The organism is Hymenobacter sp. J193, from assembly GCF_024700075.1.
In the GTDB taxonomy this organism is placed as follows: Bacteria; Bacteroidota; Bacteroidia; order Cytophagales; family Hymenobacteraceae; genus Hymenobacter.
In genome coordinates, this window is the sequence record NZ_JAJONE010000001.1 from 3,784,916 (window position 1) to 3,797,058 (window position 12,143).

14 protein-coding genes are annotated in these 12,143 nt (G+C 61.9%); 2 read left to right on the top strand and 12 right to left on the bottom strand.

Features of this window, described 5'->3' with window-relative positions; translation table 11 throughout:
• Positions 1–129: 129 nt before the first annotated feature.
• The 3 genes from LRS06_RS16600 to LRS06_RS16610 form a co-directional block, all read right to left on the bottom strand.
• Positions 130–795 carry a hypothetical protein gene (locus tag LRS06_RS16600; protein ID WP_257872505.1) on the bottom strand — a complete coding sequence of 222 codons (666 nt, stop codon included), beginning with the start codon at positions 793–795 and terminating at the stop codon, positions 130–132.
• A 27-nt stretch (positions 796–822) separates the two neighbouring features.
• Positions 823–1,335: a hypothetical protein gene (locus tag LRS06_RS16605; protein ID WP_257872506.1), complete on the bottom strand. Its 513-nt coding sequence runs from the start codon at positions 1,333–1,335 to the stop codon at positions 823–825.
• A gap of 81 nt (positions 1,336–1,416) precedes the next feature.
• Entirely contained in the window at positions 1,417–1,812 is a 396-nt protein-coding gene (locus LRS06_RS16610; RefSeq protein ID WP_257872507.1) for an Ig-like domain-containing protein, read from the bottom strand.
• Positions 1,813–2,078: 266 nt separating this feature from the next.
• On the opposite strand from LRS06_RS16610, the gene LRS06_RS16615 reads away from it, so the two are divergent.
• The gene (locus tag LRS06_RS16615) at positions 2,079–2,837 is read left to right on the top strand and encodes an IS5 family transposase (protein WP_257869830.1); all 759 of its coding nucleotides are present in this window, start codon (positions 2,079–2,081) and stop codon (positions 2,835–2,837) included.
• Between the two features lie 36 nt (positions 2,838–2,873).
• Here the strand turns inward: LRS06_RS16615 and LRS06_RS16620 are convergent, their stop codons facing one another.
• On the bottom strand, positions 2,874–3,683 hold the full coding sequence (locus tag LRS06_RS16620; RefSeq protein WP_257872508.1) for a hypothetical protein: 810 nt from the start codon (positions 3,681–3,683) through the stop codon (positions 2,874–2,876).
• 329 nt (positions 3,684–4,012) lie between these two features.
• Between LRS06_RS16620 and LRS06_RS16625 the strand changes: the two genes are divergently transcribed.
• Positions 4,013–4,720 (top strand): DNA-binding domain-containing protein, encoded by a 708-nt coding sequence (locus LRS06_RS16625; protein ID WP_257872509.1) that lies wholly within the window; start codon positions 4,013–4,015, stop codon positions 4,718–4,720.
• A gap of 291 nt (positions 4,721–5,011) precedes the next feature.
• Here LRS06_RS16625 and LRS06_RS16630 read toward each other — a convergent pair whose 3' ends face one another.
• From LRS06_RS16630 to LRS06_RS16665, 8 genes are all read right to left on the bottom strand, one after another.
• A complete protein-coding gene (locus LRS06_RS16630; RefSeq protein WP_257872510.1) occupies positions 5,012–5,551 on the bottom strand; it encodes a hypothetical protein in 540 nt (179 codons plus the stop codon).
• A gap of 8 nt (positions 5,552–5,559) precedes the next feature.
• The gene (locus tag LRS06_RS16635; RefSeq protein ID WP_257872511.1) at positions 5,560–6,918 is read right to left on the bottom strand and encodes a M28 family metallopeptidase; all 1,359 of its coding nucleotides are present in this window, start codon (positions 6,916–6,918) and stop codon (positions 5,560–5,562) included.
• A gap of 236 nt (positions 6,919–7,154) precedes the next feature.
• Positions 7,155–7,955, bottom strand: a complete 801-nt coding sequence (locus LRS06_RS16640; protein ID WP_257873424.1) for a beta-ketoacyl synthase N-terminal-like domain-containing protein — start codon at positions 7,953–7,955, stop codon at positions 7,155–7,157.
• Positions 7,943–8,392 carry a hypothetical protein gene (locus tag LRS06_RS16645; protein WP_257873441.1) on the bottom strand — a complete coding sequence of 150 codons (450 nt, stop codon included), beginning with the start codon at positions 8,390–8,392 and terminating at the stop codon, positions 7,943–7,945. The genes LRS06_RS16640 and LRS06_RS16645 overlap by 13 nt, the downstream gene beginning before the upstream one ends.
• On the bottom strand, positions 8,385–9,710 hold the full coding sequence (gene bioA, locus LRS06_RS16650) for an adenosylmethionine--8-amino-7-oxononanoate transaminase (protein WP_257872512.1): 1,326 nt from the start codon (positions 9,708–9,710) through the stop codon (positions 8,385–8,387). The genes LRS06_RS16645 and bioA overlap by 8 nt, the downstream gene beginning before the upstream one ends.
• 159 nt (positions 9,711–9,869) lie before the next feature.
• Entirely contained in the window at positions 9,870–10,499 is a 630-nt protein-coding gene (bioD, locus tag LRS06_RS16655) for a dethiobiotin synthase (RefSeq protein WP_257872513.1), read from the bottom strand.
• Between the two features lie 51 nt (positions 10,500–10,550).
• Positions 10,551–10,895: an immunity 51 family protein gene (locus tag LRS06_RS16660; RefSeq protein ID WP_257872514.1), complete on the bottom strand. Its 345-nt coding sequence runs from the start codon at positions 10,893–10,895 to the stop codon at positions 10,551–10,553.
• A gap of 60 nt (positions 10,896–10,955) precedes the next feature.
• Positions 10,956–12,134, bottom strand: coding sequence for an aminotransferase class I/II-fold pyridoxal phosphate-dependent enzyme (locus LRS06_RS16665; RefSeq protein WP_257872515.1), 1,179 nt, complete (start codon positions 12,132–12,134; stop codon positions 10,956–10,958).
• Positions 12,135–12,143 lie beyond the last annotated feature (9 nt).

Sequence of the window (12,143 nt, forward strand, 5' to 3'; positions counted from 1 at the left end):
AAAAGGTGCTGAGTTGGGCGTTGAGCCGGCCTTGTGGCTGCAAGTATACGGTACGGCGCGAGAAACCAAAAAATCTTTTTTGAGGGCAGTCTACGATTTCTACGCCACGAGGTGACCCGATCTGTCGGCTCAGAAAGAGGTATTGCTGATAGCCTCAATCAGCCAGCGGTTGCCAGGCACGCGCACCAGGCGCACGTCCAGGGCTTCCTGCCAGTTCTCGTCGTTCTGGTTGTGGTAGGGGCCGCGCGCCTTTACCAGCGCGTGGTTTTTGTCGGGAAAAGTAGTGGCAAAGGTGCCGGCCCGCAGCTCGGCCAGCTTGGTATCGGCTTCCTGGGAGTAGGTGAGAAAGTCGAAATCAAAGCCCGGGGGCGGCCCGTCGTTTTGCGGATGCGCCCGCAGCGAATCATTCTGCTGGCGGAAGTAGGCGCGCCAGTTCTGCAGGTAGGAATCGGCGAAGTAGCCGCTGGCTTTCAGGGCCGTGAGCCACTGTTCGGTGCCGGGAAAGTTTACCGCGTAATACTTTGTGGTATCCTGCCCATCAGCGTTGAGAATGAAGTCTCCCTGCAGCTTTTCCATAGTAGCGGCATACCAGCCGATAAAGCGGCGCACCGTCTGCTCAGCGGCCGGGTCAGCCGGGGCTGGAGCCTGCGGCAAAGCTGGCGAAGGAGAAGCAACAAGCGAATCGGCCGAAGCAGTAGGGCCCTGGGCGCCGGGTTGCTGATTGGAGCCGCAGCCCGGTAAGGCCAACAGGAAAGCCGCTGCGCAGACAGCGCGCAGAATGTCAGAAAGCGTCATAGATAGACAACAGATAAACGGCTCAGCTTACGGCAGTACGCGCTTCTGCACCCAGGCCTGGAGGGTACCGTTGGCCTGTTCCTGCAGGAGCTCGTCCAGGACTTTGTTCTTTTTGACGGGGTTGGCCTGGTACATCTTCAGCACGGGCGTCAGGCCGGCCAGGTTTAGGGTGAGGGCGTCCTTTTCGCCGGGATGCTGGAGCTGGTAGCGCGCCCAGCCGCCCAGAAACAGCAGCATGTAGTTAGGCTCCTGGCGGCTCAGCTCCGTCACGAAGGTTTGCAGCTTCACCTTCACCGCGGGCGAGCCGCTCACCCACTGCAGCAGAAACCGGTTGACGGCCCGGCGCGTGTCCGGCTCCTGGTCGAGTGGGGTAGCTTCGAGCCAGTTGGCAGCCTCAATCACCTGCGGGGCGTAGCTGGCGTAGTCTTCGGCGTCGCGGAAGGAGTAGCCGGCCGGGGCCCGGTACGGTTCCGTTTGGGCCAGGGCTGCCGGGGCGGCCGCCAGCAGCGCCAGGGCAAGCAGATAGGTAGCTTTCTTCATAATGAGTGAAAAGAAATAGTATGGTAAAAGCAATCAAAGGTACCTGAAAAGGCTGGTATATACTTTTCAGCGAGAAATCAGCTATTTGATTACTATTGTATCGGTTATTGTTGTAATTCTTTTACTGTAATAACAAAAGTTGAATCTGCGCTCAAATGGATTTATTTTACTGTGAATATCGGCAGGCTTTATGGTAGCCGTTATATACATGGCTGGGTCCATTACAATAAAGTCGAATGCGACAAATTTCCTTTTAGGAGCAAGATAAATAGTGCCGTCTGAAGTGGTTGTGTCACTTGGCTGCTGGGCGTTTTCTTGCTCAAACGTGGCTATTATGCCGGAAACGGGTCGGCCAGCTTGGTCAATAACAATGGCTTTATATTCCGGAGTCATATAAATACGAGACATGCGCGGATAGATAATACAGCCAGGTAAAATAAGAACTGCAATAAAGAGGAAAACAAATGAATATTTCATGTGTAAGAAGTTTGGAGTGCTTAGAGCGTGTTTGGGAATTTGAAAAGAACGTCATGCTGAGCCTGCCGAAGCATCTCTACCGCTTCGTTTGGGGCTTTTTCAACGAAGCGGTAGAGATGCTTCGGCAGGCTCAGCATGACAGAAACGACGTTTTCATAAATTCCCAAACACGCTCTTAGCTTAGAGCGTGTTTGGGAATTGGGTAGGGCAGTAAACAGAAACGAGTCAGTAAGTTGCCGGGGGAGTTCCAAGGCTCCTTCCTGCTTATGGTTGAGTGCTATCAACCCCTTACTGACTCGCAGTGGCAAGTTATTGAGTTGCTACTGCCCGTGCACCGGCGACGGCGCTTGTGCTTGCGCCACGTGTTCAACGCCTTGCTCTATGTGTGCCGCACGGGCTGCCAATGGCGGGCACTGCCACGCCAGTTTCCGCCCTGGACAGCGGTCTACTATTACTTCTACCGCTGGCAACGTCTGGGCCTGTGGCAGCAGCTCAACACGGTCGTCAACGCCCTGGATCGGGTCGCGCACGGCCGCGAACCCACCCCGGCGCTGGCCTGCGTGGACAGCCAGAGCGTGAAGCTGGCCCCGCGCATTTACGAACACCGCGGCCTGGACGCACATAAGCTCATCAACGGCCGCAAACGCCAAGTTCTAGTCGATTCTGGCGGACGCATCTGGGCTGCGCATGTACACGCGGCCCACCGCCATGACAGTACCGGGGCTTTGGCCCTGTTGCCGCACCGCCCCTGGTGGGCGCGGCGCCTGCAGCGGGTGCTCACCGATGCCGCCTACCGCGGGCGCTTTGCGCGCCATCTGCTGAGCTTAGGCCTGGTCCAGCAGATCAGTAGTCGGCCGCCCACGCAGCGCGGCTTCGTGCCACTGGCCCGGCGCTGGGTCGTCGAGCGCACCTTCGCCTGGCTGGCCTGCTTTCGCCGGGTCGTCGTCGATTACGAATTTACCCCCGCTAGCCATGTCACTTGGTTACTGCTAGCCAACATCACCATGGCGCTCAATCGGGCTTGAATTCCCAAACACGCTCTTATAAAGCTGTCCATTGAATTAAAACCAGTAATACTCCCGCAGCTCAAACCCCTCCGCCTGCTGGCGCGCGGCCAGCTCCTGCAGCAGGTAGTACTTGTGAAAATGGCCCACCAGCACCACAATGCGCCGGGCCCGGTGCTGCCGGATGTGGGTGAGAATGTGGGCCGCCATAGCTTGATTGCGCACGTCCCAGAAGTCGGCGTTCAGCTGGTAGAAGGCGTGGTAGTCAGCCAGCTCGGGGCGGGCCTGCACCACGGCGTTCAGCTCCTGGTACTGCCAGTGCTGCCGCCGGGCTACCAGCGCGTACACGGCGGGCTGATTGATGGCGTAGGGCGTGCGGGTGGAGGTGCGGTTGGCCGAGTCGGTGAGCTGGTAGTACCGGTCGAGGATGGTGCCCTGGGCCGGGGTGAGGCGGCGCTGCTTGTAGAGGCCGTCGAGCAAAGCCAGCACTTCGCCGGGCAAGGTGAGCAGGCCGTGCCGGCGGTGGTAGTCGTTGCGGCCTTCGTAGTCGAAGGGGCGCATGGGCACGGGGTGCTGCTGCCGGTAGAGGGCCACGCCGAGGGCTTCGTTTTCGCGGGAAGGGCGCCGGAGCTCAAAGTCCGGGGTGAAAAACGAGCTGTCCAGCTCCACCAGAATCAGGTCGGGCTGCACGCGCTGCAGAATGCGGGCCACCGAATCGGGGGTGAAGCGGCGGGTGGCTTTGTGCACCGTGCCCACGATGACGACCTGCGTGGGCGGCGCGGCCGGGCCGATGCTTTCAGGGGTTTGCGCCACTGCTTCCCAGCCCAGGAGCAAGCCAAACAGTAGCCACAGCCATAGGTTCTTCATAGGGGATAGGGGAGGAAGCTACAAGAAACGCACATTCGGCGCCACGTCCAAGCGCCGAAGCCACGGCGGCAGCGGCTGAGTGAAAGCTAGCTACTCGTCGCGCAGTGCTGGGCGAATAATGCCAGGGTGTGTAGAGACGCGACACTTCACGTCTCGTCGTCCGCGCAATTCCAACGATTGTCGTTCAACGAGGAGACGCGAAGTGTCGCGTCTTTACACTTATGCGCATCTCACTGGGTAAAGATGATAACCCCGTGTACTTCAGCCCGGGTCCTGATGCGGCGTGCGCCCGGAAGCAGCATATTTGCTGGGAACAATACTCTGCCGCTATGGACATTGCCTACTCCCTCGTCGACAACAAGCTGACTGCCGGCCCGCACGACCGGCGGGCCCAGGTGCATATCACGGGCACCGCTACCATCGAAGACCTGGCTGCCGACATCGTGCGGCCCGGCTCCACCATCACCAGGGCCGAGTTTCTGGCCATGTACGAGGAGCTGAAAACGGCCGTCATCCGGAGGGCCCAGCGCGGCGAAAACGTGGTAACCGACCTGTTCGTGGTGCGCCCCAGCCTCACCGGCTCCTGGCCCGATGCCCAGGATGCCTTCGACCCGGAGCGCCACCAGGGCCGCCTGCGCCTGTCGGCTGGCACCGCCCTGCGCCGGGCCGAAACCGAGCTGCGCTTCGTGCAGGTGCGGGCCGTGAGCCAGAGTGAGCCGCGCCCCGAGCAGGTGGAGGACCTGCTCACCGAGGCTGTCAACACCAGCCTCCGACCCGGCACTACGGCCCAACTGCGCGGCGCCAATCTCAAGCACAACCCCACCGACCCCACCCAGGGCGTGTTTCTGGTGCCCGCCACCGGCGCCGGCACTCCCGCCCGCCTGGAGCGCATCCTGAAGAACACGCCCTCCGAGCAGCTATTTCTGGTGCCACCCATGTTCCCGGCCGGTTCCTACCGGCTGGAGGTACGCATCAAGCTACGTGGTGGCAATAACCTGCGCACGGGCACCTTGCCCGCAGCCATTACCATCGAGTGAACGATACTCTTGCTCCAGATTCCGAATGTTCAGTAATGACATTTCAAATGTCGTTACTGAACATTCGGAATGTCGTTACTGAACATTCGAAATGTCGTTACTGAACATTTAGAATGTCGTTACTGGACATTCGGTGTGTGGAGCAAGTACATGCCGATGCCGACGAGAGCAGGCCGGAAGAAGACAGGTAGGGAAGGGTGTCCGATTCGGCTATTTCCAGCCAGCCTCCCCGGTGGGTGCTATGGGGTCAGGCCTATCGTATCAAGTTTGAAACCCGCACTAGCGGAATGCTTATATCCGTTGATGCACGACATCAATGCGGCAGCCCAACCGGCTTTCAAGTTCTTCTATGAAGCTAACTTGAAAGTCAGGCCAGTTCCAAAACCGGAACCCAAGGTTGCTAAAACCCCACGCTGGCGAAAAGGCGTAGGAATGGATAGGATGACTGGTTTCGCAGTGGGGACAGGTAATGGTTTCCGTTTCCCCTTCCGCCCAAGAACCGAGGAAGCTTAAATCAGTGTTGCTACTATCGGTACCACAGTGAGGGCAGATGATTTCTTCCAGGCCATTGCTGCCACTATCAAAAATCTGTCGGTTGGTAATCAGTTCCAGGCCACTAACCTGTAGATCTGATAGCCGCTCAGGAATTCGCACCACAGATGCTGCGCCCGATGCTCTGGCGTATCCCCCAACTGAGCCAAGTACACAGTCAGAAATTTCTGGCTCAACTACCTGCAGATCTACCAGCCACTTCAGAATAAAAGCGGCCTGCACTTTGGGCTCGGCATAAATAGCGCATCTTGGCACAAGCGTGATGTTCGTATCGCTCATAACCTTCCTTACCGCACCGGCTTGGGCAGCACGGGCAGGCTCTCGTGGCCCTCGGCATCCACGGCTACCACCCCGAAGATATAGTTGTCTTTGCTGTGAGGCAGGTCGGCTTTGGTATCCGTCACGAAGAACTTCTGCTGCCACTCGGGGGCGCTGGTTTCGCGCATGAGCACGTAGTAGCCAGCCGGCCGCTCGCCGGCTTTGGGCGCTTCCCACTGCAGCTGGGTGCGGTTGGTGAGCTGGGCCGTGAGCACGCCCACGCTTTCGGGTGCGGCCGGGGCCAGGGCCAGGGAAGCCAGGGTGGCCAGGTTCACGCCGGTATTTTTGCGCAGGTAGGCAAAGTCCATGTACTTGGCGTAGTCGCCGTACTCGGCGCCGTTTTCCTGGCGCAAATCCTGGTGCTGGTGGCGGAAGTCCTCGTTCATTTCCGAGAAGCGCACCGCCGTAAAGCCCTCCTGGTTGAAGGGCGTATGGTCGCCGCCGCGCAGAAACCGGTCGGGGCGGTATTCCAGCACCACCTCGTGGCCGGGCACGTACTGCTGGCAGGCCGTGCGGGTGTAGCGGGCCAGGTTGCGGGAGGGCGAGTCGTTTTCCGACGACAGCGTGCGGCGTACCCTGGCTTCCTCGGGCGTTTCGGTGGCGGGCACCCCCTCGCTGAACACGCGCAGGCGCTTATCGTCCTTCAGGTCGGGGTCGTGGCCCTGGGAGCTGCCCATGATGTCGTTGTTGAGCATGGCTACCAGCTGCCAGCCCTCAGCCTTGGCGCGCTTGGCCAGGTGGGTGGAGCCGTAAAGGCCCTGCTCTTCGCCCTGCACCGCCACGAAGATGATGGTAGCCGGAAACTGCTGCTTGCTCATCACCCGGGCCAGCTCCATCACCGCCACCGTGCCCGAGCCGTCGTCGTTGGCCCCGGGCGCGTCGGCGGTAGCGTTCATCACGTCCGTCACCCGCGAGTCGATGTGCCCGCTTACGATGAATACGCGCTTGTCGGTGGGGTCGGTGCCGGGCAGGGTAGCCATGACGTTGGCCATGAGCACCGGCCGGTTGATGCGGCGGCCGTCGGGCTTGATGGTGAAGGTATCCTGCGTTACTTTCAGGCGGCCCCCGCTGGCTTTGCTGTACCGTTGGAACTCATCCTCTACCCAGCGCCGGGCCGCCCCAATGCCGCGCTTCTTGCTCTTCGTGTCGGAAAGCGTGTGCCGGGTGCCGAAGCTCACGAGCTTATCGATATCCTCGCGCAGGTTTTTCTCCGATACCTCTTCCACCATCCGGCGGATCAGTGGGTCGGGGGTGGTAGCGGGCTGATTCTGGGCCAAAGCGGGGGCAGACAAGCCGAGGCCGAGCAGGAGTAGAAACGAACGGGGCATAGAAAGCAGGTTGAAAACAGGGTAGGGACGCGGGTTAGCAGGGTGTTGTTGCGGATGTATGCCTGACAGCCCGCTGTAGAGACGCATACTTGCGTCTCCCCGTTGAACGACCGGGACCACGCCGCCATCATCAGCCACGAGGTGCCGAATAAACAACATCAGCAACCAAAGGTCAGCGGCGCTAACGGGGAGACGCAAGTATGCGTCTCTACCGCCAATCGGCACTGTCTGTAAAGCTACCCGGGCAGCAAGCTCACCACCACGCTGGCCGCGTTGCCGCCGAAGCCGGCCGCATTTACCAGGATGCGGCGGATGAGTTTCGGGGAGGCGGCAGCCAGGTCGGAAGCAAACGGCGCTGCCGGCCACTGCTGGGTTTCGAGCACGTGCAGGGCATAGTCCAAACTCAGCGCGGCGGAGGCCCCCAGTGTGTGGCCTACTAGCCACTTGTTGGACAGCAGGGGCGGCAGGTTCTCGCCGAGGATGGCCCGCAAGGCCGCCCGCTCCGCCGCGTCGCCGGCCGGGGTGCCGGGGCTGTGCAGAACCACCGCATCGATGTCGGCGGGCAGGGCGCGGGCCTGCTCTAGGGCGTGGCGGATGGCCTGCTGAAAGTGCTGCCCCTCGGGCGAGAGGCCGGTTTTGCTGCCCAGGGCCTCAAAGCCAAACCCGACGCCTTCCAGCACTGGCAGCACCGGCCGGCCCGCCGCTTCCCAGGCCGCGCCACTCAGCTTTTCCAATGCGAATACAGCCGCCCCCTCACCCAGCACGAAGGTAGACGGCCGCCCCGCACCCGGTCGGCAGGGCCAGTCGGCGGCCGCGAAGGGCGAGTAGATGCCAATGGCTCGCATCTGGGCCAGGGTGAAGCTAGTGAGCGGGGCCTCGGTGCCGCCAGCCAGAAACCGCTCGGCCATGCCCGCCCGTAGCCAGGCCACCGCATTGCCCAGCGCCTGAAACGCGCTGCTGCAGGTGCTGGAATGGCTCAGAGCTGCGCCGCCCGCGCTACCAGCCTCAAAGGCTACCCAGCTGGCTACGTTGCCCAGCGTGGTGAGGGGGAGGCAGCGGCCGGTACGCTGCCTTCGCTCAAAAACTCCGCGTGAAACTGCTCCAGCCGCCCCGTCGCGCCCCGGCTGCTGCCGATGCTCACGGCGAGGTGGTGGTTTGTTTCTGGTTTCTGGTTTCTGGTTTCTGGTTCGTTGGACTGGCTTAGGCCCGGTGTCCAGCCTGCCGCAGCGGTAGCCTGGCGAGCGGCCAGCAGGGCCAGTAGCACTGTGCGGTCGAGCTGGCGGTAGGCCGGGTGACTGGCGCGCAGGTCTGCCAGGGCTACTTCGGCCGCAACAGGCAGGGCCGCTACGGGCAGGCCGTTCAGGTGCGTGGTAAAGGGCGAAGCCAGCGGCCCGGACCATGCCGCTGGCATGCCCAGGGCCGACACCCGGCCCCGGCCCCGAATGACAATCATATCGGTGGAGGTGCTAGTCATGCAGATACTCGGGCAGGGTAGGAGCGGGCAGGAAGTCGAGCACCAACGCGCGCATCCGGCGCAGCACGGCGTAAAGCAGCTCCAGTTCCTCGTTGGTGGTGCAGTAGGGCGGCAGTAGGTACACCACGTTGCCCAAGGGGCGCAGCACCACGTGGTTGTCGATGGCCAGCTGGTAGAAGGCGTCGCGCAGGCGGCTGAAGTAGCTGGTGCCCTCGCCGGGGTCGTACTCCACGGCCAAAATGGTGCCTTGGTGCCGCACCTGCCGGATGCCGGCCTGGCCTTCGATTTCCTGGCGGAAGGCGGCGTGGGCATCGGCAATGCGCTGGCGCTGGTGGGTGCAGGCTTCGGCGCTGGTAAGCTCCAGGCTAGCCAGAGCGGCGGCGCAGGCCACGGGGTTGGCCGTGTAGGAGTGGCCGTGAAACAAGGCCTTCATCTTATCGTCGCTCAGGAACGCTGCGTAGATCGGGGCGGCGCAGGTAGTGAGGCCCATAGCCAGGGTGCCGCCCGTGAGGCCCTTGGAAAAGCACATGATATCGGGTTGCTCCCGGGGCAGCAGCGCACTGGCGAAGAGCGGACCGGTACGCCCGAAGCCCGTCATCACCTCATCGGCAATGCAGAGCACCCCGCGCTGGTGGCAGCGGTGCACCAGCTCATCCAGCACTTCGGGCGCGTACATCACCATGCCCGCCGTGCCCAGCACCAGCGGCTCGAAGATAAAGCCGGCCACGTCGGGGCGGGTCAGTAATATATCCAGCTGGCTTAGCACCTCTTGCTCGTGGCCGGGAACCGGCACGTCGAGGAACTCCACGTCGAAGAGCAGGGGCCAGAAGGGCTGGGTGAAGGCGCCGCGGCTGCTCACGGCCATAGCCCCGAACGTGTCGCCATGGTAGGAGTTTCGGAAGCAGAGGAAGGTGCGGCGCTCCGGCTGGCCCAGGTTGTGGAAGTACTGCAGCACCATCTTCAGGGCCACTTCCACGGCCGTAGAGCCGTTGTCGGAATAGAAGACGCGGGCCTGATTCTGGGGCAGCAAGGCCAGCAGCTGCTCGGCCAGCTCCACGGCGGCGGGGTGGGTGAAGCCGGCAAACAGCACGTGCTCCAGGGTGCGGAGCTGCTCGCTCACGCGCTCGGCAATGTGGGGGTGGGCATGACCGTGCAGATTTACCCACCAGGAAGAAATGCCGTCGAGGTAGCGCGTGCCGTCTTCGGCAATCAGCCAGCTGCCTTCCCCGCGCACGATGGGCACGGGCAGGGGGGCGGTTTGCATCTGGGTGTAGGGGTGCCACAATACAGCGTGGTCCCGTTCGGCGAGGGTAGGCATGGGGCAAAGGTAGGGCCGGGCCGGCCTAAGGTGGCGCAGGCGACTTTAGCCCGTAGAAGGCGCCGAAGAAACGCCGAGGCCACAGAGGTTATTAAGCTGCGCCGAAAGCCCTCTGCGTAAACTTCAGCGTCCTCTGCGGGCTAAAGAAGTCCGGTCAGCTCAGGCAAAAGTAAACCAGGCCCGGAACTCCGCCGCGTACCGGCTCACCACGGCCGCCGAAACCTCCGGCTCAGGCAGTACCCGGGGCATTACGGGCACGCCGGTGTGCTGCCGGATGAAGTCCTCCGTGGCCGGCGTGGGCTCCCCGTTGAAGACAAGGCCGCGCACCCGCAGACCGCGCGTTTGCAGCGCTTCCAGCGTGAGCAGGGTATGGTTGATGCTGCCCAGGTAGTTGCGCGACACCACTACAACCTCCAAATCAAGCTGCGCAACGAGGTCGGCTACCAGGAAGCCGGGGGCCAGGGGCACCAGCAGGCCGCCCGCGCCTTCCACCAGCAGGTGGTTGTTGGTAGCCGGCAGCTGGAAGTCCCCGGGCTGAAGCGTCAGCTGCTCGGCGGCGGCGGCGGCGGCGGCGTGGGGCGAGGCCGGCAGCTGCAGCCGGTGCCGCTCGGGCCAGAACCGACTGACCGGGTTTTGCACCAGCCCGCGTACGGTAGCGGCGTCGGTAGTAGGTTCCAGCCCGGCTTGCACGGGCTTCCAGTAATCAGCCTGCAGAGCCTCGGTGAGGATGGCCGAGACGAAGGTCTTGCCGACATCGGTGCCGATGCCGGTGATGAAGAGTCGTTCCAATACTTGGTTTCTTACTTTTCGGTATGCCGAAAGGAGTTAATAACAGGTGCTCTAATCCAGTTCTGCCCGAGAAAATAAGTCGAGTGCTACGTCTTCATCTTCCACAGCCTCTTTGAAAGCAATAGCAAATTGTTTCAGGGCTGCCTTATCCGCCGAGTAGGCGCAGTACATGCTGCCCTCCGGGTCGAACTTCACTATGCCAACAAAGTGCGGTAGCTTCTCTTCTAAAAATACGTTAGCAAGAGAAGCCCAATCATAGCCATTTCCCTCAAAGCCTTCTTCTGCTCGTGCTTGAAAAATTTCGGTCTTATACTCTCCGACATTCAAGCAGATGGAAGCGCTGTTCTCGTGCTCTGACCAAAAGAAAGGGCTGATGATCTTTTCAAAATCTTCCATGCTCATGATGTGTGTTATTGATGCAGTGAAAATTTATTCTAAACTGTCAACTGAAGCGTGTTAGTTGCCTCCTGGCAGCTGCAGTTGCCCCGCTCCACCTGCCGTTGTTTGCCCTAATACCCGCGCCAGCGCTTCGATTTCCTCCTCAGTATTGTACGAATGCACGATAAGCCGCAGCCGCTCGGTACCCGCTGGCACCGTGGGCGACACAATGGCGCGCACATCGAAGCCGGAGGACTGGGCGGCGGCGGCTACCTGCCGCACCTGGGCCGGGCCGGCACTGGCAGTGAAGAAAACAGGATGAATAATGTGGCTTTCCTGCGGCACGTGTAGGCCCGCTACCGCGTTGAGCTGAGCTTTGAGGTAATCGGAAAGGGTGAAAAGCCGCGCCCGCTCTGCCGTGAGCGTGGACAGTACCGCATAGGCCGCCGCCAGCCCGGCAATGGTAAGCGGGGGCAGCGCGGTGGTGTAGATGAAGGGCCGGCTGAAGTTAAGCAGGTAGTCGCGCAGCACGGCGGCTCCGGCCACGGCAGCGCCCTGACTGCCCAGGGCTTTGCCGAAGGTCAGGATGCGGGCAAACACCGCGTCTTCGAGGCCGAGTTCCGCTACCAGTCCTTCGCCCAGCGCGCCGTACACGCCGTTGGTATGCGCCTCATCTACCACTAGATAGAGCCCCTTGGCTTGGCACAGGGCGGCCAGCTCGGCCAGCGGGGCCATGTCCCCATCCATGGAGTACAACGCTTCTACCGCCACAAACACGGCGCCGGTGGCGCGGGCGAGCTTGCGCTCCAGGTTGTGCAGGTCGTTGTGGCGGAAGCTCCAGGCGGTGGCAAACGAGGCGCGGATGCCGTCCTTTACGGAGGCATGGGAGGCTTCGTCGTACAAAATAGTGTCGCCGCGGCGGGGCACGGCGGCAAAGAAGCCCAGGTTGGCCGCGTACCCGGAGTTGAACAGCAGCGCGGCCTCGGCCCGGTGAAAGCAAGCCAGCTGCTGCTCCAATGCTTCGGCGGCGGCAGAGTTGCCGGTGAGCAGGCGGGAGCCGGTGCTGCCCGCCGCCTCGGCCGTGGCCCGTTGCAGCGCTGCCTGCACAGCCGGGTGCTGGCTTAGCCCCAGGTAATCGTTGGAGCTGAAATCAACCAGCCCAGCGGCCGGCAGCGTAAGGCGGCGGCGAGTGCCGGCGGCCTCGCGCTGGGTTAGCTGCGCTGCCAGGCGCTGGTGCAGGGGAGTGGAATCAGGCATCAAAAGTGG